This window comes from Streptomyces sp. Sge12 (assembly GCF_002080455.1).
GTDB lineage: Bacteria > Actinomycetota > Actinomycetes > Streptomycetales > Streptomycetaceae > Streptomyces.
The window spans coordinates 1,729,435-1,755,019 of sequence record NZ_CP020555.1; the positions used below are offsets into that span (position 1 = coordinate 1,729,435).

The 25,585-nt window shown below is 73.3% G+C and carries 16 protein-coding genes; 12 read left to right on the plus strand and 4 right to left on the minus strand.

Going from position 1 to position 25,585, the window contains the following annotated elements; all coding sequences use genetic code 11:
• Positions 1 to 24: 24 nt before the first annotated feature.
• From B6R96_RS07750 to B6R96_RS07760, 3 genes are read left to right on the plus strand one after another with little or no spacing between them, the layout of a single operon-like run.
• Positions 25 to 6,405: a type I polyketide synthase gene (locus B6R96_RS07750; protein WP_081522063.1), complete on the plus strand. Its 6,381-nt coding sequence runs from the start codon at positions 25 to 27 to the stop codon at positions 6,403 to 6,405.
• A gap of 1 nt (position 6,406) precedes the next feature.
• Positions 6,407 to 7,570 carry an acyl-CoA dehydrogenase family protein gene (locus B6R96_RS07755; protein ID WP_081522064.1) on the plus strand — a complete coding sequence of 388 codons (1,164 nt, stop codon included), beginning with the start codon at positions 6,407 to 6,409 and terminating at the stop codon, positions 7,568 to 7,570.
• A gap of 14 nt (positions 7,571 to 7,584) precedes the next feature.
• Positions 7,585 to 8,430, plus strand: a complete 846-nt coding sequence (locus B6R96_RS07760; protein ID WP_081522065.1) for an alpha/beta hydrolase family protein — start codon at positions 7,585 to 7,587, stop codon at positions 8,428 to 8,430.
• Between the two features lie 45 nt (positions 8,431 to 8,475).
• On the opposite strand, the gene B6R96_RS07765 is transcribed toward B6R96_RS07760, so the two are convergent.
• The 3 genes from B6R96_RS07765 to B6R96_RS07775 all read right to left on the minus strand — a co-directional run bounded on the left by B6R96_RS07765 (position 8,476) and on the right by B6R96_RS07775 (position 11,900).
• A complete protein-coding gene (locus tag B6R96_RS07765) occupies positions 8,476 to 9,495 on the minus strand; it encodes a TolB family protein (RefSeq protein ID WP_081522066.1) in 1,020 nt (339 codons plus the stop codon).
• A 10-nt stretch (positions 9,496 to 9,505) separates the two neighbouring features.
• Positions 9,506 to 10,864, minus strand: a complete 1,359-nt coding sequence (locus tag B6R96_RS07770; RefSeq protein ID WP_081522067.1) for an MFS transporter — start codon at positions 10,862 to 10,864, stop codon at positions 9,506 to 9,508.
• 127 nt (positions 10,865 to 10,991) lie between these two features.
• Positions 10,992 to 11,900, minus strand: a complete 909-nt coding sequence (locus tag B6R96_RS07775) for a glycosyltransferase (protein ID WP_081522068.1) — start codon at positions 11,898 to 11,900, stop codon at positions 10,992 to 10,994.
• Positions 11,901 to 12,280: 380 nt separating this feature from the next.
• Here B6R96_RS07775 and B6R96_RS07780 point away from each other — a divergent pair, with 380 nt between their 5' ends.
• The 7 genes from B6R96_RS07780 to B6R96_RS07810 are packed head-to-tail and all read left to right on the plus strand — an operon-like array spanning position 12,281 to position 21,852.
• A complete protein-coding gene (locus B6R96_RS07780) occupies positions 12,281 to 13,378 on the plus strand; it encodes a Gfo/Idh/MocA family protein (protein WP_051779562.1) in 1,098 nt (365 codons plus the stop codon).
• 55 nt (positions 13,379 to 13,433) lie between these two features.
• Positions 13,434 to 14,444 carry an NAD-dependent epimerase/dehydratase family protein gene (locus B6R96_RS07785; RefSeq protein WP_030388430.1) on the plus strand — a complete coding sequence of 337 codons (1,011 nt, stop codon included), beginning with the start codon at positions 13,434 to 13,436 and terminating at the stop codon, positions 14,442 to 14,444.
• The gene (locus B6R96_RS07790; protein ID WP_203351603.1) at positions 14,441 to 15,595 is read left to right on the plus strand and encodes a DegT/DnrJ/EryC1/StrS family aminotransferase; all 1,155 of its coding nucleotides are present in this window, start codon (positions 14,441 to 14,443) and stop codon (positions 15,593 to 15,595) included. The genes B6R96_RS07785 and B6R96_RS07790 overlap by 4 nt, the downstream gene beginning before the upstream one ends.
• Positions 15,592 to 16,362 carry a NeuD/PglB/VioB family sugar acetyltransferase gene (locus B6R96_RS07795; RefSeq protein ID WP_081522069.1) on the plus strand — a complete coding sequence of 257 codons (771 nt, stop codon included), beginning with the start codon at positions 15,592 to 15,594 and terminating at the stop codon, positions 16,360 to 16,362. Before B6R96_RS07790 ends, B6R96_RS07795 begins: the two co-directional genes overlap by 4 nt.
• Positions 16,359 to 17,474 carry a DegT/DnrJ/EryC1/StrS family aminotransferase gene (locus B6R96_RS07800; protein WP_081522070.1) on the plus strand — a complete coding sequence of 372 codons (1,116 nt, stop codon included), beginning with the start codon at positions 16,359 to 16,361 and terminating at the stop codon, positions 17,472 to 17,474. The genes B6R96_RS07795 and B6R96_RS07800 overlap by 4 nt, the downstream gene beginning before the upstream one ends.
• A 32-nt stretch (positions 17,475 to 17,506) precedes the next feature.
• Complete coding sequence (locus tag B6R96_RS07805; protein WP_081522071.1) at positions 17,507 to 20,806, plus strand: DUF4082 domain-containing protein; 3,300 nt, start codon at positions 17,507 to 17,509, stop codon at positions 20,804 to 20,806.
• Positions 20,803 to 21,852 (plus strand): glycosyltransferase, encoded by a 1,050-nt coding sequence (locus tag B6R96_RS07810; RefSeq protein ID WP_079406549.1) that lies wholly within the window; start codon positions 20,803 to 20,805, stop codon positions 21,850 to 21,852. The genes B6R96_RS07805 and B6R96_RS07810 overlap by 4 nt, the downstream gene beginning before the upstream one ends.
• Positions 21,853 to 21,869: 17 nt before the next feature.
• Here the strand turns inward: B6R96_RS07810 and B6R96_RS07815 are convergent, their stop codons facing one another.
• A complete protein-coding gene (locus B6R96_RS07815; RefSeq protein WP_081522072.1) occupies positions 21,870 to 22,565 on the minus strand; it encodes a Wzz/FepE/Etk N-terminal domain-containing protein in 696 nt (231 codons plus the stop codon).
• Positions 22,566 to 22,645: 80 nt separating this feature from the next.
• On the opposite strand from B6R96_RS07815, the gene B6R96_RS07820 reads away from it, so the two are divergent.
• Together B6R96_RS07820 and B6R96_RS07825 are read left to right on the plus strand one after the other, a co-directional pair.
• Positions 22,646 to 24,661, plus strand: coding sequence for an O-antigen ligase family protein (locus tag B6R96_RS07820; protein ID WP_053172650.1), 2,016 nt, complete (start codon positions 22,646 to 22,648; stop codon positions 24,659 to 24,661).
• Entirely contained in the window at positions 24,607 to 25,578 is a 972-nt protein-coding gene (locus tag B6R96_RS07825) for a glycosyltransferase (protein ID WP_053172652.1), read from the plus strand. Before B6R96_RS07820 ends, B6R96_RS07825 begins: the two co-directional genes overlap by 55 nt.
• Positions 25,579 to 25,585 lie beyond the last annotated feature (7 nt).

Here is a 25,585-nt window from a genome sequence, read left to right on the forward strand (position 1 = left end):
ACAGCAGAACACAGGGGGAAGCACATGTTGGACACGGAGCTGGAAACCTGGCTGCGCCGGCGCATCGCCGAGCTGGCCCGTCTCGGTTCGGCCGAGGACATCTCGATCCACGAACCACTGGCCGCCTACGGCCTGTCCTCGATCGACGCGGTCGCGCTCGCGGGCGAACTCGGCGCGCTCCTGGACCGGAAGGTCTCACCCACGATCGCGTACGAGTACCCGACGCTCCGGGAGATCCTGGAGCACCTGCGGGACGGAACGCCCGAGCGGGGCACGGCCGCCGCACCGCACCGCGCGGCCACCGGAGCGGCCCCGGACGAACCGGTCGCGATCATCGGCATGGGGTGCAGGTTCCCCGGCGCCGACGGCCCGGAGGCCTTCTGGGAGCTGCTCGAACGGGGCGGGGACGCCATCGGCCGGGTCCCCGACGACCGGTTCGCCCGCTGGGGCGGCGGGAACGGCGGCACGGACCGCGCCGCCCTCGGCGGCTTCCTCACCGGGGTCGGCGGCCTGGACCTCGACTTCTTCGGCATCAACGAGCACGAGGCGGCCAAACTCGACCCGCAGCAGCGGCTCATGCTGGAGGTCGCCTGGGAGGCGATCGAGGACGCGGGCATCGATCCGTACGGCCTGGCCGGCTCCCCCACGGGCGTCTTCATCGGCATCTCCAGCTCGGACTACCGCGACGTCCTGGCCAACTCGCCCTCCGCGGACGCCTATTCACTGCTGGGCGGAGCCTCCAGCGTCGCCGCCAACCGGCTCTCCTACCTGCTCGACCTGCGCGGGCCGAGCCTGGCCGTCGACACGGCCTGCTCCTCGTCCCTCGTCGCCGTCCACCTCGCTTGCGAGGCGATCCGGCGCGGCGAGTGCGACGCCGCCCTCGTCGGCGGGGTGAACGTGATCCTGACCCCGGCGATCACCGAGGCCTTCGACCACTCCGGTGTCATGGCGCCCGACGGGCGCTGCAAGACCTTCTCGGCGCGGGCCGACGGCTACGTGCGCAGCGAGGGCGCCGGCGTGGTCGTGCTGAAGCCGCTGAGCCGGGCGCTGCGCGACGGCGACCGCATCTCCGCGGTGGTCCGCGGCTCGGCCGTCACCTCCGACGGGCGGACCAACGGCCTGCTGGCGCCGAGCCTCCGGTCCCAGGAGGAGGTCGTGCGCCGGGCCCTCGGCCAGGCGGGCGTCGAGCCGTGGGAGGTCGGCTACGTCGAGGCGCACGGGACGGGCACGGCCATCGGCGACCAGATCGAGGCCGCCGCACTGGGCGGCGTACTGAACCGGGGGCGCGCCGCCGACCGGCCGTGCGCGATCGGTTCGGTGAAGACGAACGTCGGGCACCTGGAGGCGGCGGCGGGCATCGCCGGCCTGATCAAGCTGGCGCTGTGCTTCGAACACGGGGCCCTGCCGCCCTCCCTGCACTGCGACGAGCCCAACCCGGACATCGACTTCGAGGGACTCGGGCTGCGCGTGCAGTCCTCGCTGCGGCGCTGGGACTCCCCCGACGAGGCCGGCGTGGTCGGGGTGAGCTCCTTCGGTTTCGGCGGCACCAACGCCCACGCCGTGCTCGGCCCCGCGCCCGCGGCCGCCGCCGCTTCCGCCGCGCGGCCCGCGCGGCGCCCCGTACAGCTGCTGGCCCTGTCGGCCGCCACCGAGGCGGCCCTGCACGCACAGGCCGCCGGCCACGCGGCGTGGGCCGAGGGGCTGGACGAGGACGAGGTGGACCGCGGCTCGGCCGCGGCGACCCAGGTCCGGGGCCGGGGCGGTCCCCGGGGACGGGAGTTCCGCGCCGCCGTCGCCTTCACGGACCGCGGCGAGCTCCTCGCCCGGCTGCGCGAGCCGTTGACCGGGACGCGGCACGTGCCCGACGGGGCGGGCGTGGTCTTCGTGTTCCCCGGGCAGGGCGCCCAGTGGCTCGGCATGGGGCGGGCCCTGATCGACTCGGAGCCCGCCTTCGACCTCGCCGTCTCCCGCTGCGAGCAGGCCTTCGCCCCGTACGTGGACTGGTCCCTGCGCGAGGTGCTGACCTCGCAGGACGCCGCTCCCCTGCTGGAGCGCATCGATGTCGTCCAGCCCGCCGTCTTCGCGATGCAGGTGGGGCTCGCCGCTCTCTTCAGGTCCTGGGGGGTGCGGCCCGCCGGCGTCATCGGCCACAGCATGGGAGAGGTCGCGGCCGCCCATGTCTCGGGCGCCCTGCGGCTGGAGGACGCGGCGCGGATCATCTGCCGCCGCAGCTCCCTGATGATGCGCCACCGGGGGCAGGGCGCCATGGCGCTGGTCTCCCTGCCCGTGTCGGACGTGCGCAAGGCGCTGGAGCCCTACGGGGAGCGCCTGTCGCTCGCGGCGCACAACGGTCCGAACACGACCGTCGTGTCCGGGGAGACCTCGGCCGTCGACGAGTTCGTCGCCGCCATGGACGCCAAGGGCGTCTTCGGCCGGCGCGTCAAGGTGGACGTGGCCTCGCACTGCGCGCTGCTGGAGGACCTCCGGGAGGACCTGGCCGCGGAGCTCGCCGGACTGTCGCCCCGCCCCGCGACACTCGCCTTCCACTCCTCCCTCACCGGGGAGCGTTTCGACACCGCCGGGCTGGACGCCGCGTACTGGTGGCGCAACCTGCGCGAGCCGGTGCTGTTCGCCGACGCGGTCCGCGGGGCCGGGGCGGCCGGTCACCGCGTGTTCCTGGAGATGAGCCCGCACCCGCTGCTGTCGGTCTCGGTGACCGAGTGCCTGGAGGACGAGGACCGCGACGTCGCCGCCGTACCGGCGATGCGCCGCATGGACGACCGGGCCCCGTACGAGTCGGTCGGCGCGCTGTTCGAGGCGGGCTGCGAGATCGACTGGGCCGCCTTCCACGGCGGCCGGCAGCTCGCCGGCGCGCGGTTGCCCGCGTACCCCTGGCAGCGCCAGGAGCACTGGGTCGAGCCCGCGGGCCCGCGCGCGGAGGGGGTCGTGGTGACCGGCTCACTGCCGGTCATCCGTGACCACCGGGTGCAGGAGCGGGCGATCGCGCCCGCCGCGTGGATGCTCGACGCGGCGCTGCACGAACTCGATCCCGAGGGGGTGGGCGGGTACGGACTCAGCGATGTCCTGGTGACGAACTCCCTGGCGGTCGCCGGGGAGGAGTCCCGGCAGGTACGGGTCTCCCGGCGCTCGCGCGCGGGCGACGGGCCGTACCTGTCCGTCGAGAGCCGGGCGGTGCACGAGCACGGCGCCGCGTGGGAGGAGCACGTCTCGGCCGGCTGGTCGGCCACCGGGCCGGTCCCGGCGCCGGCCGACCCGGCCGCGATCCTCCTGCGGTGCCCGCGGCGCGTGGAGACCGACGCCCTGTACGAGCACCTGGCGGCGTCCGGGCTCTCGTACGGGGACACCATGCGGATGGTGACCGAGATGTGGCTGGGCGACAAGGAGCTGCTCACCCGGCTCGCACCGCCGTCCCCGCGGACCGTGGGCCGCCCGCTGCCCGCGGACGTCGCGGACGGGGCGATGCAGTCCATCGCCGGGCTGTCCGTCGACGCCGGAGCCAGCGGCACCTTCGTGGGGTTCGGCTACCGCCGGGTCGACGTGTTCGCGCCGTGGTCCGGTCCGACCCTGGCCCATGTACGGCTGCACGGCGAACTCGACGCGGACGCCGACACGTTCGACTGCGACGTGACGATCCTCGACCCCGGGGGGCAGGTCCTCGTGGAGTTCACCGGGGTCTCCCTCAAGCGGATGGGCAGCCGGCACTCCCTGCGCTTCTTCGCGGTGGACGCCCGGCCGCAGCCCCGACCCGCGCAGGCCTCCGGCCGCCAGGGCGAGATCGTCCTGCTCACCGGGGACGCCGAACGCTGTGCGCCGCTGGTGGAGGAGCTGCGCAGGGGCGGGGCCACCGTCTCGGTCGCCGCACTGCCCGGCGGCGAGGAGCAGGGGGACGGGTTCCTGGCGGACCTGCCGGCCGCCGCCCGGCTGCTCGTCGTGGAGCCGGAGCGCGAGGCCTTCCTCGCGCTGCTGCGGAGCGCCGCGAGGAGCACGTCGACGGCGCGCCGGGAACTCGCCCTGGTGACCGGCGACGTGGCGCTGGCCCCGCTGCTGCGGGCGCTCGAACAGGAGACCGTGAGCTGGTCGGGGCGGGCGATCCGGATCGAGCCCGACGAGCTCACGACGCGTGAACTCGCCCGTGACGTCGCCGCGGAGCTCGCGGTACGGCCCGACGCGTTCGGTGTCCGCTACCGGCACGGCGAGCGCACGCTCCCGTCCCTGACCCCGGTGGAGGCCTCCGCGGCCCCGGCGGAGCTGAGGCCCGGCGGCGTCTACTGGATCACCGGCGGGCAGGGCGGCCTGGGGTCCACGCTCGCGGTCACCCTGGCCCGCGAGGCGGGGGCGCGGGTGGTGCTCACCGGCCGCCGGGCGGAGGTCGACCCGCAGTTGGAGGAGGCGGTCGACGCCGCGGGCGGACGGCTGCTCTACCTCCAGGCCGATGTGACCGACGAGGCCGCCGTGCGCCGCGCCCTGGACGAGACGCTCCGGCGCTTCGGCGCCCTGCACGGCGTGATCCACACCGCGGGCATCCTCGACGACGCACTGATCGGGTCGACGTCGGCCGCACGCATGCACGCGATCACGGCGCCGAAGGAGCACGGCGCCCGGATCCTGATCGACGCGGTGGCCGCGGAGGACCTGGACTTCATCGTCCTGTTCTCCTCCATGGCCAGCCTGTTCGTGACGGCGGGCCAGGGCGCCTACGCGGCGGGCAACGCCACGCTCGACGCGCTCACCGGCACCGTGCGCAGCCGGCGCACGCCCGTGCGCACGATCAACTGGGGCCCGTGGGCGGAGCTGGGCATGGTCGCCGACCCCCGGTACCAGGAGCGGCTCCTGGAGTCGGGCCTGCACCCGATGTCCCCGGAAGCGGGGGCCGAGGCCTTCCTGAGGGCCCTGACCGGCGCCCACCTGCAACTGGCGGTCCTGGACGTACGGGACGACGTCGCCGACGGGCTCGTGGCCCGGTTCAACCGCGGGACCGGCGCGACCGGCGCGGCCGGTGGGACCAGTGGGACAGCTGGGGCCCGGCCGGGCGTCGCGGGCACCGCACGCGCGGAGGGCGGGGCCGGTTCGGCCGCCGAGTTCGTCCGGGCGGAGCTGGCCCGTGCGCTGCGCCGGCCGCCGGCCGAGATCGACACCTCGGTCCGCTTCGACCGGCTGGGGATCGACTCGCTGCTCGCCGTCTCCCTCACCCGCCGGATCGGGGCCCACTTCGGGCTCGAACTGCCGGCGACCTTCCTGTTCAACCACCGGACCGTGGACGCGGTCGGGCTCCATCTGGACGGCCTGCTCGCGGCGCAGTCCCCGGAGCCGGACGCCCGCCTCGACGCACCCGCCGACGCCACCGGCGGCGGGGCGCCGGTGGAGAGCGCCCAGGAGATCACGCTGGAGGAGGCGGAGCGCCACAGCACCGTACGCGGGTACACCGTCGTGGCAGGGCCGTCCGGGCTCGACATGCGCCTCCAGGACGTACCCGTGCGCAGGCCCGCGCCGAGCGAGGTGGTCATCGACGTGCACGCCGTCGGGGTCAACTTCATCGACGTGCTGGCCTCCACCGGCTTCCATCCGTTCCTCTCCACCCCGCCGTTCGTCCCCGGGCACGAGGTGGCCGGAGTGGTGCTCGCCGTGGGCGACGCGGTCGAGCACATCCGGCCCGGTGACGAGGTCATCGCGCTGACCCTGCAAGGGGGTTACGCGGCCCGTGTGACGACGGAGGCGTACACGGTGGCTCCGCTGCCGGCCGGCGTCCCGTTCACCGATGCGGTGGCCATGCTGATCAGCGGGCTCACCGCGATCGCCTGCCTGGAGCGCGAGGCGCGCGTGGACCCGGGCGACCGGGTGCTCGTCCAGGCCGCGGCGGGCGCGACCGGGACGGCGTGCGTGCAGCTGGCGCTGCACCACGGCGCCACGGTGTTCGGCACGGCGAGCACGGAGGCCAAGCTGGAGCACCTGCGGGCGCTGGGCGTCCAGCACCCGATCAACTACGTGCAGGCCGACTTCGCCGACGCGGTACGGGAACTGAGTCCCGATCAGGGGCTCGACCTCATCGTCGACTCGCTCTCCGGCGACGCCGTGGGCCGGGGTCTGGCCCTGCTGCGTCCGGGGGGCCGCTTCGTCGAGATCGGTGCGGCGGGGGTGCTCGACCTGGCCGTGAACGGCCGGGACCTGTTCATGAGCAGCCGCTCCTTCTGCACGGTGAACGTGGGCGCCCTGGCCCGTGATCCGTCCAGGCTCCGGCCGCTGATGGACCGCCTCGTCGAGCTGATCGACGCGGGCGTGTTCCGTCCCGCCGTGGGCGGGGTCTTCCCCTTCGAGGAGGCGCCCCGGGCGATCACACAGCTCCGCAACCGGGCCAACATCGGCAAGTTCGTCATCACCGTTTCTTAGGATGGTCGTGGAAGAATCACGCAGTCGATCAGAGTGGAAGCGGACGTTCCGCACTTTTGCCGATGAGGTGATGGCGCCGCACGTCCGCCGGTACGACGAGGAGCGGGCGTTCCCCGTCCCGATCCACGAACGGGCGGCGGCCGAGGGGATCCTCAACGCGGCCTTTCCCGAGGAACTGGGCGGCGCCGGGCTCTCCTACACGGAGTTCGCCGAGGGCATCGGCGAACTGTCGGCGGTGTGTCCGGGGATGACCTGGACGCTGGTGTTCAACCGCGGCGCGCTGCACCCCGTGGTCGCCGCCGGCACCGCGGAGCAGAAGGAGCTCTTCGTCACCCGGCTCCTGAAGAACAACGGGTACGCCGCCCTCGGGCTCACCGAGCCCGAGAACGGCTCCAACCTGCTGGCGGCCGGCACCCGCGCCGTGCGGACGGAGTCCGGCTGGCTCCTCAACGGCGGCAAGTGCATGTCCGGGAACGGGACCGTCGCCGACGTGTTCATCGTTCTGGCCAACACGGTGGTGGACAACCGCAAACGCGGTCTGTCGTTCTTCGCCGTTCCGCGGGACGCTGCGGGGGTGAGCGTGAGCGAGGACATCGACAAGGCGGCGTTCCGCTGCCTGCCCACGCCCTCGGTGACCTTCCGAGACGTGGCCCTGGAGCCCGTCAGCCTGATCGGGCGGGCCGGCGACGGGGAGTTCCTGCTGGGCGAGCTCCTCGCGACCATCCGGATCGGCGGTGCCGCCTGCGGGACGGGGATCGTGGCCGCCATGCTCCGGGACGCGCTGACCTGGGTGGGCGAGCGCCGGGTCTACCCGGACGACCGCATGGACACCCTGAGCCATGTGCAACTGACCCTCGGGCGGCTGTACGTGGAACTGTGCGCGGCGCGCAAACTGCTGGAGGACGCCACCGGCCTGGCCGACCGGGGGCTGCCCTTCGGCAGGGAGAGCTCCATGGCCAAGTACGCGGCGACCGAGCTCGCCGTGCGTGCCTCCAACGAGATCCTGCAGTTGTACGGGTGGCGGGGCATCGCCGCCGACTACGGGGTCGAGAAGCGCTGGCGGGACGCGCGCGCCCTCACGATCTTCGAGGGGTCGAGCGAGATCCAGCTGCTGAACGTGTTCCGCGAGATGCGCAGGATGGCCACGAGCGAGGGAGGCCTGTAATTCCGTCCACCGAAGTGACCACGCGGACCGTGCGCGCCGAGGACGGCGCCACGGTCGAGCTCCGGCTGTACCGCAGGCCCGGCGAACCGTCGGCGCCGGTGCTGGTGTGCATGCCCGCCATGGGCACCAGGGCCGTCGCCTACACCCCCCTGGCGGAGGCCCTCGTGGCGGCCGGGTTCCAGGTGGCCCTCGGTGAGCTGCGGGGGCAGGGCACGAGCTCCGTCCAGGTGCGGCGCGGGGTGCGGTACGGCTACCACGAGATGGTGGCGTACGACTACCCCGCGCTGTTCCGGGCGGTCGCGGAGGCCTTCCCCGGCGCGCCCCGCCACCTGCTGGGGCACAGCCTCGGCGGGCAGCTCGGCACGCTCTATCTCAGCCGGGAGCCGCACATGGCCGCGGGCGCGATCCTGGTGGGCGCCCCGTCGTGCCACTGGCGCGGCTGGCCCTTCCCGCGGAGCCTGGGGATGCTCGCGGGGTTCCAGCTCGCGGCCGCCTTCGCCGCGCTGTACGGGTACTTCCCCGGCCGGCGCATCAAGGTGCTGGGCAACGACTCGGCCCAGGTCCTGCGGGACATGGCCACCCAGGTGCGGACGGGCCGCTACGACGTGCCGTCCTCGCCGGAGGACTTCGAGCCCGGGCTGGCGAAGCTGGACCTGCCGGTGCTGGCGGTCACCGTCCGGGGCGACAACATGGCCCCGCCCGGCGGGGTGCGGGGGCTCAGCGACAAGCTCACCGGCGCGCGGGTGACCCACTGGGAGCTCGTACTCGGCGACAGCACGCGGGGCAGCCGGCACTACGGCTGGATCCGCGACAACGCCGCACTGGTCGAGCGGGTACGGGCCTTCGTGGACCGGGGCTGAACCGGGGCTGAACCGGGCCGGCATCCCCGCGTCCCCGCGGGGGTGTCAGCCCAGGCGGGCCGGGGAGGAGGCCCCGGGCGCCAGCAGCCGGGGGGCACCGCTGCCGTCGGCGGACACGGTCCACAGGTCCGTGCTGTCGGCGGCGCCGTCGGTGGGCAGGCCGTAGGCCAGGGTGCGGTCGTCGAGCCAGGCGGCCTGGTCGTCCACGCTGCGCTTCTCGGCGAGCGCGTGCTCGCGCAGCGTCCCGAGGTCCATCACGTGCTCGCGCCACAGCGCGGCCCCGGCCCGGACCCGCTTCTTGTACGCGATGCGCGTCTCGTCCGGGGACAGCGACGGGCACTCGACGTTCTTCGCGAGGGTGGTGACGGAGCGCCCCGCGATCGAGCCCTTGACGAGGTGGGTCTCGCCGCCGGTGGAGAGGGTGGCGTAGAAGGTGTCGTCGTCCTTGGAGAAGGTGACCCCCCAGAAGTTCACGTCCTGGGCGCGGTGTTCCCGGCCGTCCATGGTGATCGTGAACTCCTCCAGGTTGGCCTCCAGTTTCCAGGTGCGGGTGTCCACGATCGCGGTCCGGGTGGAGAAGAACGCGGCGCCGTAGGACTCGCCGGAGACGAAGACCGTCCAGGCGGCGAACCGGCCGCTGGGCGACACCCGGGCCCGGCTGGGGGTGCCCGCGAGGGGGAAGCTGCGCAGGGTGCGCAGTTCGGAGTCGACGATCAGCGCCTTGTTGTCCTGGGCGAGGGCGCCCGGCGTGGAGCGCAGGCATACGCCGGTGCCCGAAGCAGCGTAGAAGCGCTGGCAGTTGAGCTCGGACGCGGTGCGGTCGGAGTCGGGGGCGTCGGCCGGGACCGAGGCGAGGGCCCCGCGGTGCGGGCCCTGGCCGCCGTTGAGGAAGGTCAGGGTGCCCGGACGGGTGAGGGTGACGGTTCCCGGGGCGACCGTCGGGCCGCCCGCCGCGGGCTTGTCGTCGCGGGAGGCGGCGCGCAGCACGAGCACGGCGGCCAGGCCCCCGAGCAGCAGTACCGCCACCGCGAGGACGAGCAGGCGGCGTGACAGCGACAGAGTCATCTGGGGGGCCTCACGGGCTTCCGGTGCGGTTCGGGTCGGGGAGGGGCAGGGGCAGGGCCGGCGCGGCCGGGCGCAGGACGAAGCCGGCGACGGCCGCGCAGCACAGCAGGCCGGCCGCCGCGGCGGCCAGGGCCGGGCCGGTGCCCCACAGCGTCCACGCCGCGCCGAAGGCGAGCGAGCAGCCGAAGCGGGCCAGCGCCTGGCCGGTGCCGACCAGCGCCAGGCCGGTGGCGCGCAGTTCCGCGGGGACGGTGGCGGCGACGGCGGCGGGCAGCACGCCGTCGGTGGCGGCGTAGAACATGCCGTGCAGCGCGAGGACGAGGTAGGGCAGCGCCGGCAGGTCGGGGGCCCACAGCAGCAGCGCGTACCCGGCCAGCAGGAGGGCGTGCCCGGTGAGGAAAACGGTGCGCCGGCCGATCCGGTCGGCGAGGGCGCCGGCGGGTACGGCGAGCAGCAGGAACACGGCGGCGGTGCCCAGCGGCAGCAGCGGGAACCACTGGTCGCCGATGCCGGTGCGGCGTTGCAGGAGCAGGTAGACGAAGGCGTCGCTGACGGTGGTCAGGCCCAGCAGGACGGCGCAGACCGCCAGGTTGCGCAGCCGGGGCAGACGCAGCAGGCCGAGCGCGTCGCGCAGCCGGACGGGGGCCGGGCGCTCCGCGGCAGCAGCGCCGTCGTCGGAGGTCCGCTGCCGGGGCGGTCGGGGCGGGCGGGTCCGGGGCCCGGGCCGGGGGTCACCGTCGCCGGACGGGACGAAGAGCACGAGCACCACGACGCCCAGGGCGGCGACACAGGCGCTGACACCGAAGACGGCGTCGTAGCCGTCGACCGCGACGCTCAGGATCAGGAACGCGGCGAGCGGGCCGAGCAGCGCCCCGGTGGTGTCCATGGCCCGGTGCACACCGAAGGCGCGCCCCTGTAACTCGGGTGGTGTGGAAAGGGAGATCAGTGCGTCGCGCGGGGCGGTGCGCAGGCCCTTGCCGGTGCGCTCCAGGGTGAGGATCACACTGATCGGGCCCAGGCTGTGGGCGAACAGCAGCAGCGGCTTGCACAGGGCGGACAGGCCGTAGCCGAGGCCGGCGACCAGCTTGTGGTTGCGGACCCGGTCGGCGAGGTGGCCGCCGGTCAACTGCACCAGGGCGCTGACCCCGTTGTAGACGCCGTCGAGCGCGCCGAAGCCGAGGGGGCTCAGGCCCAGGCCGGCGATCAGGTAGAGGGGCAGGACGGCGGTGACCATCTCGGAGGAGATGTCGGTGATCAGGCTGACCGTGCCCAGTGCCAGGACGGTCGGGGCGACCGCGGCGGCCCGGACGGACCCCCGGTCAGGAGCGGGCTTCGCGCCCGCGGGCGCGGAGCGGTCCGCGAGGTACATGCTCTGGAGCTCCCGGTGCCGACGGACTGAGTTCACTCGAACGTGCGAGGCAAACCCTAATGGTTGTACGGGCCAACAGTGGGGCGTACGAAGGGATTCGGCCGGATGCCCCCAGGTCGGACCGGGGTCAGCCCTGCCGGCTGCTCTCGTCCCGCAGCCAGGTGGAGAAGTCCTGGTTGCGGATGGCCTTCCGGGAGCCCCGGCGGGCGGCGAGTGCGGCCACCACGAACACCACCACCCCCGGCAGCAGCGCCGGCCGGTCCCGCAGCAGGGCGCGCAGATCGGCCGTGCCGGTGCGCGCGCTCGGCTCCTGCGCCGCAGCCGGCGCCGGCTCCGCCCCCTGCCCCTGGCTCTGCTCCGGCGCTCCGGGCCGCCCCGCCGCCCGGAAGCGCTCGTACTCGGCGGAGGAGGTCGCCGCGCGGACCCGTCGCCTGATCAGGTCGGACCAGGTGCGCGGCGGGCGGACGACGACCCGGGCCTCCTCGACCACGCGCCGCTCCCCCGGCCCGAAGGCGAGGGAGGCCGCCAGGTCGTCGGCCATCAGCGGGGGCAGCGCGGCGATCCGCGCGTGCCCCGGCTCGTTCACCGCGATGACCCCCCGGCCGAACAGGCCCTCACGGACGGCGGGCAGCCGCTGCCACACCCGGTAGTACGCCCGGACCGGCCAGGCGCAGCCGGCGAGCGGAATGTCCCGGCCGGGGGCGACGGCGAGCAGTTCCGGGCTCCGGTCGAGGGCGGCCACGAGGGCCCGTACGTCGGCGGCCCCGACGACGACGTCGGCGTCCACGTACAGCCGGGGGAAGCCCCGGGCGTGCTCGTCGCCGACCCGAAGTGCGTGGTGTTTGGAGGGAGTCGGCACCTCCACCACGCGCACGCGGTCCCCGCGCCCGCCGGCCACGCGGGCGGTGTCGTCCGTACAGCCGTTGCACACCACGACGATGTCGGGCCCGGTCGCCGAGGTGTCGGCCAGGAGCGCGTCGAGGAGCCGGCCGATGACCCGGCCTTCGTTGTGGGCCGGTATCACGATGCTGGTCACCCGGGCAGTATGCACGGTCGAACACCCGCACCAGGTGATTACGTCAACTCTGCCCGGGGGTACGCCCGGTGGACTAGATTGAGCGGCGCCGACCGGATTCGGCACGCTTCGGCGACGCCGGGATCCGGAACGGGCCGAGACGGCCCGGAGCGGTGGCGGTACGGGTTCGGCTGCTTGTGGGGAACAGGCGGTCGGGCCGGGGGGCGAAGCACGCGTATCACGCAGAGCATCGGTTGTGGGGGGCCATCACCGTTGAGCAGGTCACGCACGGGACGCGTAGGCGTCCGGGCTGCCGTCGACGGCATTTCCCTCCCTCACACGCGTCCCGGCCATGCGTTGGCGACACGCCGTCCGGCGTGCGCGGAAGGAAGGGGAACGCCGTGAAGGACACCGCGAAGGACGCGGGGCAGGGCGCGGGCGACACCGGCAAGGGGTCCGCCCCCTTAGGTGTCGCCGTCGTCGGCGCGGGCTACTGGGGCCCCAATCTCGTCCGCAACTTCCAGTCCAGTGACCGGTTCCGGCTGCGGTGGCTCTGCGACCTGAACGTGGACCGGGCCCGGCAGGTGCTCGGCGGATACTCCACCGTCCAGGCGACCGGCGACTACGAGGCGGTCCTCGCCGACCCGGAGGTCGACGCGGTCGCGGTGGCCACCCCGGCGGGCACGCACCTGGACGTCGCCCTGGCCGCCCTGCGCGCCGGCAAGCACGTCCTCGTGGAGAAGCCGCTCGCCGCCACGTACGAGGACGGGCTGCGGCTGGTCAACGAGGCCGAGGAGCGCGGTCTCACGCTGATGTGCGACCACACCTACTGCTACACCCCGGCCGTGGGCCGCATCCGCGAGATGGTCCGCTCCGGCGAACTCGGCGAGATCCACTACGTGGACTCGGTACGGATCAACCTGGGGCTCGTCCAGAAGGACATCGACGTCCTGTGGGACCTCGCCCCCCACGACCTGTCCGTCCTGGACTTCATCCTCCCGGACCACGTGCAGCCGGTCGCCGTCGCCGCCCACGGAGCCGACCCGATCGGGGCCGGCCAGTCCTGCGTGGCCTATCTGACGCTCCAGCTCAGCACCGGCGCCATCGCGCACGTCCACGTCAACTGGCTCTCCCCGACGAAGGTCCGCACCACGATGGTCGGCGGGTCCAAGCGCACCCTGGTGTGGGACGACCTCAACCCCACGCAGCGCGTCGCGGTGTTCGACCGCGGGGTGGACCTGAGCGCCCCGCAGGAGATCGGCGCGGACGAGCGCCGGGACATGCTCGTCTCCTACCGGACCGGCGACATGGTGGCGCCCGCGCTCGGCGAGAAGGAGGCCCTGCGCAGCATGGTCGAGGAGTTCGCCGCGTCCATCAGGACGGGACGGGCGCCGCTCACCGACGGCCGGGCCGGACTGAAGGTGCTGGACATTCTGGAAGCCGCCTCCCGGAGCCTGGAGTTCCGCGGTGCGGTCGTCGGACTGCGCACCGGGCGTTGACCGTTCGCATTCCGACCGCATGCACGACCGTGAACGAATCAGTGGGGGCAGGGCGTTGAGCAGCGTACGAGGCAAGAGGATTCTGGTCACCGGAGGGGCGGGCACGATCGGCTCGCACCTGGTGGACCTGCTGGTGGACAACGGGGCACGCGAGGTCGTCGTGCTCGACAACTTCGTGCGGGGGCGGACCGCGAATCTGGCCCGCGCCCTGCCGAGCGGCGTGGTGGAGGTCGTCGAGGGCGACATCCGCGACGTGGCGGCGGTGCGCAAGGCGACCGAGGGGGCCGAGCTGGTCTTCCACCTGGCGGCCATCCGGATCACCCAGTGCGCGGAGGAGCCGCGGCTGGCGAACGAGGTCATGGTGGACGGCACGTTCAACGTGCTGGAGGCGGCCGCGGCCGCTGGGGTGGGCAAGGTGATCGCCTCGTCCTCGGCCTCCGTCTACGGCCTGGCCGAGACCTTCCCGACCACCGAGCGCCACCACCCGTACAACAACGACACCTTCTACGGTGCGGCGAAGGCCTTCAACGAGGGGGTGCTGCGCAGCTTCCACTCCATGTACGGGCTGGACTACGTGGCGCTGCGCTACTTCAACGTGTACGGCCCCCGGATGGACATCCACGGGCTCTACACGGAGGTACTGATCCGCTGGATGGAGCGGATCGCGTCGGGCGAGCCGCCGCTGATCCTCGGCGACGGCCTGCAGACCATGGACTTCGTCGACGTCCGGGACATCGCGCGCGCCAACCTGCTGGCCGCCGAATCGGACCTGACCGACGAGGTGTTCAACGTCGCGAGCGGCACCGAGACCAGCCTGCTCCAGCTCGCGCACGGCCTGCTGGAGGCGATGGGCGCCGAGGGCCTGGTGCCCGAGCACGGCCCGGCCCGCGCCGTGAACGGTGTCACCCGCCGGCTCGCGGACACCTCGCAGGCCGCGGAGCGGCTCGGCTTCACCGCCGGGATCGACCTGCGCACCGGCCTGCGGGACCTGGTGCAGTGGTGGCGGGCCGAGCGGGCCGCCGACACGGCGGCTGCCGACGCGGCGGCCGCGGAGGCGGGCCGATGAGCGCCCCGGACGCCGCTCCCGCCCGGATCCCCGTGATGGTGCCCTGGCTGGGTGAGGAGGAGGCCAGGGCCGCCGCCGACGCGGTGCTCTCCGGCTGGGTGGCCCAGGGTCCCCGGGTCGCCGAGTTCGAGCGGGCCTTCGCGCAGCGGGTGGGCGCCGAGCACGGCATCGCGGTGAGCTCGTGCACCACCGCCCTGCACCTGGCCCTGATCGCGCTGGACCTCGGCCCCGGCGACGAGGTGGTCGTCCCGTCCCTGTCGTTCATCGCCACCGCCAACGCCGTGCGCTACGTGGGTGCGCGGCCGGTGTTCGCGGACGTCGAGGAGGCCACCGGCAACCTCACCCCGGCCACCGTGGACGCGGTCCGCACCCCCAGGACGAAGGCGGTGCTCGTCGTCCACCAGGGCGGGGTGCCGGCGGACGTGCACGCGCTGCGCGCGGCGTGCGCCGACTGGGAGGTGGCCCTGGTGGAGGACGCCGCCTGCGGCATCGGCGCGACGGTCGGCGGCAAGTCGGTGGGCCAGGGCGCCCTGCTCGCCGCCTGGTCCTTCCACCCCCGCAAGGTGATCACCACCGGCGAGGGCGGCATGCTGACCACGGACGACGCGCAGTGGGCGGAGCGGCTGCGGCGGTTGCGCGAGCACGGCATGAACGTGTCCGCCGCACAGCGCCACGCGAGCACCAAGCCGATCGTGGAGAGCTACCTGGAGGTCGGCTACAACTACCGGATGACCGACATCCAGGCCGCGGTCGGCCTGGTGCAGCTCGGCAGGCTGGACGAGATCGTGGCCCGGCGGCGCGAGCTCGCGGCCCGGTACACGCAGCTGCTGGGCACGGTTGCGGGCCTGCGCCCGGTCGGGGACCCCGGTCACGGCGAGGGCAACTTCCAGTCGTACTGGGTGCTGCTGGGCCGGGACTTCCCGGTCGGCCGGGACGAGCTGCTCGCGGTGCTGTCCGAGGCCGGGATCTCGGCCCGGCGCGGGATCATGGCCTCGCACCTGGAGCCGGCGTACGCGGACCACGGCGCGGCCGCCCTGCCGGTCACCGAGCGGATCAGCCGTGACTCGCTGATCCTGCCGCTGTTCCACACGATGACGCGGGAGCAGCAGGACCGGGTGGTGGCGGTGCTGCGCGAGCAGGCGGGCGGATGAGCGGCCCGCAGCAGCGGACCGAGGACCTGCTGATCGTCGGCGCGGGCGGGTTCGCCCGCGAGACCGCCCAGGCGGTACGGGACGCGGGCGCCGCGGCCGCGGCGTACGGGCGGGCCCCGCGGTGGCGGCTGCTCGGGCACCTCGACGACGATCCGGCGCTGCACGGCCGGGAGGTCGACGGGGTGCCGGTGCTGGGCGGCAGCCACCTCGTGCACGAACTGCCGGCCGCGCGGGCGGTGGTGTGCGCGGGCAGTCCGCGCGACTACGCGGTACGCGCCCGGCTGGTACGGCGCCTGGGCCTGCCCGGGAGCCGCTACGCGACGGTGGTCCACCCCACGGCCGTGGTCTCGGGGTCCTCGCTGCTCGGCGCGGGTTCGGTCCTGCTCGCGCACAGCGTGCTGACGGCGGCCGTCCGGGTCGGGTCCCACGTGGCGGTGATGCCGCACGTGGTGCTCACCCACGACGACCGGGTCGGGGACTTCGCCACCCTCGCCTCGGGCGTCCGCCTGGGCGGCGGGGTGCGGCTGGGGCGCGGGGCGTACGTGGGAGCGGGAGTGCTGGTGCGCGAGGGGCTGTCGGTCGGCGCCTGGTCGCTGACCGGTATGGGAAGCACGGTCCTGGCCGATGTGCCGCCCGGTGAGGTGTGGGCCGGGAGCCCCGCCCGCCGGCTGCACGAGGCGGGTGGCCCGGCGCTCGAGGAGCTGCGGGCCGATGGCGAGGAGACCGGCCGGTGGCCGGAGACACGGATGGGGAGCACAGTCGCATGAACCAGATACCGCTGGTCGACCTGAAGGCGGCGCACGCCGAGGTCGCCGAGGAATTACGTGCCGGATTCGACCGTGTGCTCGCCGACACCGCCTTCATCGGCGGTGCGGAGGTCCGCGCGTTCGAGCGCGAGTACGCCGAGTTCGCGGGGGTCGGGCACTGCGTGGGGGTCGCCAACGGCACCGACGCCCTCGAACTGGCCCTGCGGGCGAGCGGGGTGGGCGTCGGCGACGAGGTGGTGCTGCCCGCGAACACCTTCATCGCCACCGCGGGCGCCGTCGCCCGGATCGGTGCCCGGCCGGTGCTGGTCGACTGCCTCCCGGACACCCTGCTGATGGACCCGCGGGCCGCCCTGGAGGCCGTGGGCGCGGCCACCCGCGCGGTGGTCCCCGTCCACCTCTACGGGCAGTGCGCCGACACCGCGGCGCTCGCGGCGGGGCTGCCCCCGCACGTGAAGATCGTCGAGGACGCCGCGCAGAGCCAGGGCGCGACCCGCGAGGGCCGCTCCCCCGGCAGCGGGGGCATCGCCGCGACCAGCTTCTACCCGGGCAAGAACCTCGGCGCCTACGGGGACGCGGGCGCGGTGGTGACCGACGACGAGGAGAGCGCGGACCTGGTCCGGGCCCTCGCCAACCACGGCGGCATCGCCAAGTACCGCCACGACGTCGCCGGGTTCAACAGCCGCCTCGACGGCCTGCAGGCCGTGGTCCTGCGGGCGAAGCTGGCCCGGCTGGCCGACGGGAACGCGGCCCGCAGGGCCGCGGCCGCCCGCTACGACGAGCTGCTGGCCGATCTCGCGGCCGCCGGGCGGCTCACCCTGCCGGTCACGGCCGCGGGCAATGTCCACGTGTGGCACCTGTACGTGGTCCGGGTCGCCGACGCGGACCGTGACACCGTCGTCGGCAAGCTCAACGCGGAAGGCATCGGCGCGGGCGTGCACTACCCCGCCCCGGTCCACCTCACCCCGGCCTTCGCCCCTCTCGGCCACGGCCGCGGCGACTTCCCGCACGCCGAACAGGCGGCGGACCGGATGCTCTCGCTCCCCCTCTTCCCGCAGATCACCGGTGCCCAGCAGCAGCGGGTCGTGGACACGCTCCGCGACGCCCTGCGCTGACCCCTCGCGCTCACGCAAACAATGAGGTCCAGATGAACAGACGGACAAGGTTGCTCCGTTACGGTCTCTTCACCGTGGTCGCGGCCTTGATGGCCACGGTCATGCCGCCGGCTGCGGTGGCCGGTGCGGCCGATCCCTGCGGTCCCACCACGAACGCCATCGTGTGCGAGAACTCCAAGCCCGGCACGCCGATGGAGGACTGGTTCGCGCCCAGTGCGTACGGCGACATCAAGGGCTTCCCGGCGCAGACCAGCGTCCAGGCCGGCGAAACCGTGCAGTTCAAGATCCAGTCGCCGACGTCGTACAAGGTCTCGGTCTACCGCCTCGGGCACTACGGGGGCAGCGGGGCGCGCCTGATGTCGACCGCGGCCCAGGCGGCCCAGACGTACCCGGCGAACTTCGCGCCGGGCGGCAACCCGGCGACCTGCGCCAAGAAGGCCGCCACCGGTCTGGTCGACTGCGGGAACTGGCCCGTCACCGCGACGTGGACCGTGCCGGCCGACGCCGTGTCTGGGCTCTACGTCGTCAACTTCGACCAGGCGGACGGCAACGGGGTGATGCCGTACCCGTTCGTCGTGCGCAACGACTCCAGCCACTCCGACATCGTCGTGCAGACCAGTGACCAGACGTGGCAGGCGTACAACAACTACGGCGGCCAGGACCTGTACGACGGCGGCGGCCCCGCCCCGGACGGGCGGGCGTACGAGGTCAGCTACAACCGGCCCATGGACATCGGTGGGGACAACGGGATCTACGGGTCCGAGTTCCAGATGGTCGCGTGGCTGGAGCGCAACGGCTACGACGTCAGCTACATGTCCGGGGTCGACATGTCGGTGCGCGGCGGGACCCTGCTGCGCAACCACAAGGTCTTCCTGTCCTCCGGGCACGACGAGTACTGGACCCAGGAGCAGTTCACGAACGCGCTGAACGCGCGCCGGGCCGGGGTCCACCAGACGTACTTCAGCGGCAACGAGGTCTTCTGGAAGACCCGTCTGGCGCCGAGCATCGACGGAGCGGGCACCGCCAACCGGACGCTGGTCTCGTACAAGGAGACCAAGCTGTCCTTCCCGCAGCCGAACGGCATCCCCGACCCGAGCGGGATCTGGACGGGCACCTTCATGGACCCGGCCAGCGCCACGGGCGGCCGGCCCTTCCAGCCGCAGAACCAGCTGACGGGCTCGATGTTCAGCGTCAACGGCTACCGCAGCGACGCGATCACGGTGCCGGGCACCTTCGCCAAGCAGCGGCTGTGGCGCAACACCACGGTCGCGAACCTCACCACCTCGCAGACCGCCACGTTCCCCACGGGCACGCTCGGCTACGAGTGGGACAGCGACGTGGAGAACGCCAGCCGGCCCGCCGGGCAGATCACGATGTCCTCGACCACGGTGGACATCGAGGACGGCAAGCTCCTCAAGGACTACGGCAACACCTACGGGAACGGCACCGCCACGCACAGCCTGGTCGCCTTCCGCGACCAGACCTCGCACGCCCTGGTGTTCGGCGCGGGCACGGTGCAGTGGTCCTGGGGCCTGACCAACATGCCGACCGGCAACCCGGACGACGCGGTGGTCACCGCGGACAAGCGGATGCAGCAGGCCACGGTCAACATCTTCGCCGACATGGGCGTCCAGCCCAAGTCGCTGCAGAGCGACCTGATCGCCTCCACCGCCTCCACGGACACGGTGGGCCCGGGCGTCACGGTGACCAGCCCGGCGGCGAACGCCACCGTGCCGGCGCTGCGGCCCGTGACCATCACGGGTACGGCGGCCGACACCGGTGGCGGCGTGGTCGCCCGGGTGGAGGTCTCCACCGACGGCGGCACGACCTGGAAGGCCACGACCGGCCTCGGCTCCTGGAGCTACAAGTGGACCCCGACCGTCCCGGGTGCCGCGCAGATCAAGGTGCGCGCCGTGGACGACAGCGTCAACATCGGCGCCACCACCACGGTGCCGCTGACCGTGGGTCCCCAGCAGTGCCCCTGCACCGTGTGGCCCGCCGCGGCCGTGCCGGGCACCGTCAACGCCGGTGACGGCAGTGCCGTCGAGCTGGGCGTGAAGATCCGCTCCTCGGTGGCCGGTTCGATCACCGGCGTCCGCTTCTACAAGTCCCCCGCCAACACCGGGACGCACACCGGCAGCCTGTGGAGCAGCACCGGCCAGCGCCTGGCCACCGGCACCTTCACCAATGAGACGGCCTCCGGCTGGCAGCAGCTGAACTTCGCCACCCCGGTCCCGGTCAAGGCGAACACCACGTACGTCGCCTCCTACTTCGCTCCGCACGGCGGCTACTCCTTCGACACCACCTTCGCCGCGAGCGATGCGGGCCTGGCCCCGCTCACCGCACTGAAGAGCGGCACCGACGGCGGCAACGGCGTCTACCGCTACAGCGCCACGGGCGGGTTCCCGTCCACCGCCTCCGCCGGCAGCAACTACTGGGTGGACGCGGTCCTGGACACCGCCACCGCGAGCACGACCCCGCCCACCGTCACCACCACCTCGCCGCAGTCCGCGGCGACCGGCACCCAGATCACGGCGGCCGTGTCGGCCACCTTCAGCAACGCCATCGACGCGGACACCCTGGTGTTCACCGTCAAGGACTCCGGCGGCGCGGCCGTTCCGGGCACCAAGGTGCTGGGCGCGTCCAACAGCGCGACCTTCACCCCGTCCTCCGAACTGGCCCTGAACTCCACCTACACGGCGTCCGTCCAGGCTTCCGACCTGTGGGGCAACGCAATGGCCGCACCGGTCACCTGGAACTTCACCACGAGCGCGAGCCCGCCGACGGTGAACTGCCCGTGCACGCTGTGGAACGGGACCACCACCCCCAGCACCGCCAATGTGGGCGACGACGCCAACTCCGTGGAACTGGGCACCCGTTTCCAGTCCGCGGTGAACGGCTACATCACCGGCGTCACCTTCTACAAGGGCCCCGGCAACACCGGTACGCACACCGGCAGCCTGTGGTCCGCCTCCGGCACCCTGCTCGCCACCGGCACCTTCGGCAGCGAGACCCTGACCGGCTGGCAGCAGCTGCAGTTCGCCACACCGGTGCCCGTCACGGCGGGGACCACGTACGTGGCCTCCTACCACGCGCCGAACGGCAACTACTCGGTGGACGGCGGCTACTTCACCGGCGCGCACCGCTCCTATCCCCTGGTGGCCCCGGCCGACACGGCGGGCAGCGCCAACGGCCTCTACAAGTACGGGGCGGCCACGGCCTTCCCGACGAACACCTTCGGCTCGGTGAACTACTGGGTCGGCCCGATCTTCACCACCACGGCGCCGCCCGCCCTCCAGGAGGGGCTGTCCACGGAGGTGAGCGGGCAGTGAGCACCGTCAGCGTGGTGATCCCCTGCTACAAGTACGGCCATTTCCTGGCGGACTGCGTCAAGAGCGTCCTGGACGAGCAGGAGGGCGTCGACGTACGAGTGCTGATCATCGACGACGCCTCGCCCGACGACTCCGCGGAGGTCGCCCGCGCGCTGGCGGCCGCCGACCCGCGGATCGAGGTACGCGTCCACGAGAGCAACAAGGGCCACATCGCCACCTACAACGAGGGCCTGCTGGAGTGGGCCGACGGGGACTACGTGGCCCTGCTGTCGGCCGACGACCGGCTGGTCCCCGGGGCCCTGGTGCGGGCCGCGGCCCTGCTCGACGCGCATCCGGAGGCGGGCTTCTGCTACGGCAGGCCGCTGCGCTTCCGGCACGGCGGGCCGCTGCCCGCGGCCCGTACCCGGAGCACCGGATCGGTCGTCTACCCCGGCCGGTGGTGGCTGGACCGGCGGTTCCGGGAGGGCACCGGGTGCATCACCTCACCCGAGGTGGTGGTCCGCACCAGTCTCCAGCGCAAGGTCGGGGGCTACGACCCGGAGCTGCCGCACGCCGGTGACATCGAGATGTGGATGCGGCTCGCGGCGCACGCCGACGTGGGCTACGTCCGCGGGGCCGACCAGGCCTTCTACCGGGTCCACGGCAACAACATGTCCACCACGGACTTCGGTGGCCAGCTCGACGACCTGCGCCAGCGCCTCGTCGCCTTCGACTCGGTGCTCGACAAGTGCGGCGGGCTGCTGCCGGGGTCCGACCGGCTGGCACTGGCGGCGCGCACCCGGCTGGCCCGGTACGCGCTGCGGCGCGCCTACCGGGCGTACGACCGGGGGCGCACCGCGGTGGTACCGGTGGACGAGCTGGTGGCGTTCGCGGCCGAGTGCCTGCCCGGGGAGTACACCTCGCTCGGCGAGTACCGGGCCCTGCAGAGGCGCCGGCGCATCGGGGCGCGTGCCATGCCGTACCTCCAGCCGCTCGTGCTCTCGGCCGTTGCCGACCGGGGGCGCGAGTGGCTGTGGTGGCGGTCCTGGAAGCGTCGAGGGATTTGATGATCCCTCTGTCGGGTTCAGCGGGTCGCCCCTGCCAGGGGCGCCCGCTCGGGCTCCTCGGCCCGCACCACCGGACCGGCGTCGGCGGCGGTACGCCGGCGCCGGCTCCGGCGTGTCAGGAGCCGGTCGGTCCACAGGGCCGCGACCACGCCGCCGACCCCGCCCAGCAGGGCCGCGCCGGCGAGTCCCCGGCTCTTGTTGCCGGTCTGCACCACCGCGGTGGGCGGTACCAGCAGGGTGACGGTCATCCGCGCGGACTCCGGGACGCCCTGCTGCGTCTGCAGGTCGGTGAGGTGCTTCGTGTAGATGTCGATGATCTTCTTGACCGCCGTGTCGGCGGCGGCCGGTTCGGCCTGCTCCGCCTGGATCTGGAGCGAGGGGATCAGGTAGCGCGGGGTGACGCTGGTGCCGCTGTTGCGCGGGATCAGCCGGTACGTTCCGCTCACCCCGGCGGCCCGGAGCTCGGCCGCGCCCGCGGGCGAGTCCAGCTGTTGCACCGCCGCGTAGGAGACGGCGGCGAGCGGCGGCTGCAGATTGGCCAGCTGGTTGGGCTGGTTGGCCGTGACCGGGGGCTTGAGCACGACGATCGCCGTGCTCAGGTACGTCTGCGTGGGGTTCAGCACCTGAACGGCTCCGGCGGCGGCGAGCACAGCCGCCACGATCAGGACGTACCAGCGCCGGCGCAGCGCTCGGACCAACTCACCAGGCGACACAGAGATTCCTTCCGTTGTGACCGATCTTTCCAGGACATGGGTAGGCCCGCCATCAATTGCGGCTTCCTCAGGGGGTGTTCATGAGCATCGGTGAGATCGTCGCGGTGCTCCGGCGGCGCTGGTACGTGATGGTGCCGCTGACGCTCATCAGCCTGCTCGCGGGGGCCCACCTCTACCGTTCGGTGCCGGTGGCCTACCAGTCGGAGAGCTCGGTGGCGCTGCTGGACTCGACGGCGGTGGCCGAGTTGGCCCCCGCCTTCGGCAATCCCATCGCGAACGCCGGCGGTTCGCTGGTGGTCACGGCGGACGTGCTGATCAGGACGCTGTCGGGGACGGACGCGGCGCGGGACCTCCAGGGCATCGGGGTGACCGACCCGTACACGGTCGGCTTCGCCGCGAACACCTCGGGGCCGATGCTGACGCTGACGGTCACGGGCACCGACCGGGCGAAGGTGCTGGAGGAGACCAACAAGCTGACCGCCTTCGCCGGGGAGACGCTCAACGCGCTCCAGGCGGCGGCCAAGGTCAAGCCCGCGTACATGGTGCAGACGGCCCCCGTGGTGCTGCCGCAGACCCCGGTGCCGCAGATGAAGAGCCGCTACCAGCAGGTGCTGGGCGTCGTCATCCTGGGCACCACGACCGCCTTCACGCTCTCCTTCCTGACGGACAGCCTGCTGGCGGCGCTGCGCAGGCGGCGCGCGGCCCCGGCCGCCCCGGCGCGGGGGCGCGGCCGCCGCAAGCCGTGGGGACGGCAGCTGGACGCGACCGCCCTGCTCAGCTGCTACCTGGCGCTGGCCTTCTTCATCCCCTCGAACCTGACCCTGCCCGGGATGGGCGGGGTGGGCACCCCGGCCAACGTGTTCGCGCTGCTGTGCCTGTTCTGGTACCTGGCGGCCTGGATCACCGGCCGGATCCTGCCCGCCCCCGGTACTCGGCTGCCGCGGGTGGTGATGTGCCTGCTGGCCTTCTCCGTACTGGGCTCCTACCTCGCGAACGCGATGCGCAGCAGCTCCCACAAGGAGGTCCTCGCGGCGGACCGCGGGCTGATCGGGCTGCTCGTGTGGGTGTCCCTGGTGGTCCTGGTCTCCGCGGGGATCCAGGACCGCGAGCGCCTGGACGTGCTGCTGCGCCGGGCGGTGGTGATGGGTTCGGTGGTGGCCGCGATCGGCTTCTACGACTTCTTCACCGCGACGAACATCGCCGACAGCATCAGCATCCCGGGCCTGAAGTCCAGCGTCGCCCAGATCACCACCCTGGACCGGGGTTCCTTCACCCGGCCGCGGTCCACCACGGCGCAGCCCCTGGAGTTCGGCGGGATGCTCGCCATCCTGCTGCCCTTCGCCGTGCAGCAGGCCTTCGATCCGGTGCGGCGCCACCTGCGCGGCTGGCGGCGCTGGGGGCCCGTGGTGCTGATGGGGGGCGCCCTGCCGCTGACGGTGTCGCGGACCTCCATCATCGGGGCGCTCATCGTGGTGCTGGTGATGGTGCTGCGCTGGAAGCCGGAGCGGCGGTGGGCCGCGATCGGCCTGCTGATGGGCTCGGTGGCCTGCTTCAAGGTGATCATTCCCGGGCTGATCGGCACCATCACCGCGCTGTTCGCCTCGTTCCTGACGAACTCCGACAGCAGCACCCAGGCCCGTACCGTCAAGTACAGCGCGATCGTCCCCTATCTCGGCGAACGGCCGCTGTTCGGAAGGGGCTTCGGGACGTTCCTGCCCGAGCTGTTCTTCTTCACAGACAACCAGTACATGCTCACCCTGGCGGAGATGGGCCTCGTGGGCCTGCTCGCGCTCCTGGTCCTCCTGTTCACCGGGATCCACCAGGGCGGTGCCATCCGCAGGCTGGCCCGCACCGAGTCCGACCGGGAGCTGGGGCAGGCCTTCTTCGCCTCGGCCCTGGTCTCCCTCGTCATCGCCGCAACGTTCGACGCCCTCAGCTTCCCGATGTTCGCCGGGGTGTTCTTCCTGACGATCGCCGCCGGAGGCAGCTACCTCGGGTTCATCCGGCGTACGGCGCCGGAGCCCGCAACCGTGGAGTCCCCATGCAGTCCATCCAGCCAGCCGCCCGCCGACCGGATCCGGGTGCCGGCCCCGTAGCGGTCATCGTCGTCACCTGGAACAGCGCCCGGGTGCTTCCGGAGTTCCTCGCCTCGCTGCCGGAGGGCATGGCCGGGCTCGACTGGCGCCTGGTCGTCGCGGACAACGACTCGGCCGACGGCACCGTGGACCTGATCCGGTCGCTGGCCCCGGACGCGACGGTCGTCCAGACCGGCCGCAACGCCGGCTACGCGGCCGGGGTGAACGCCGCCCTGGCGGCCGCCGCCGCATGGGAGGGCGGCTTCCGGGCCGCCCTGGTCTGCAATCCGGACGTCCGGATGCGCCGCGGCTGCGCCGGGGTGCTCGTGGACGCGCTGGGCGGCGCCGTGCCGGGCGGTGGGCGGGTCGGCATCAGCGTCCCGCTGCTGTACGAGGAGGACGGACGTACGCTGCTGCTCTCGCTGCGCCGGGAGTCGCGCGTGACCCGGGCGCTCGGCGAGGCGGTGCTCGGCAACCGCCGGGCCGGGCGCTTCCCGCGCTGGAGCGAGATGGTCACCGACCCGGCCGCGTACGAGCGGGCCACGGTCGCGGACTGGGCGACGGGCGCGCTGATGGCCCTGTCCGGGGAGTGCCTTCGGGCGTGCGGGGCCTGGGACGAGTCCTTCTTCCTGTACTCGGAGGAGACCGAGTACTGCCTGCGGGCCCGCGACCTCGGCTTCGTCACACGGCTGGAGCCCTCGGCCACGGCCACCCACCTGGGCGGGGACTCGCAGGTATCGCCGCGGCTGTGGACCCTGCTGACGCTCAACCGGGTACGGCTCTACGGGCGCCGGAACGGGCCTGCCGCGACGGCCGCGTTCCGTGCGGCCGTTCTGCTGCGGGAGACCTCGCGGGCGGCGCTGGGCCGGCCCGCGAGCCGGGCGGCCGCCCGCGCACTGGCCAGCCCGTCGGCGCTGCGGGCCACGCCCGGGCCCTGAGCCGGCG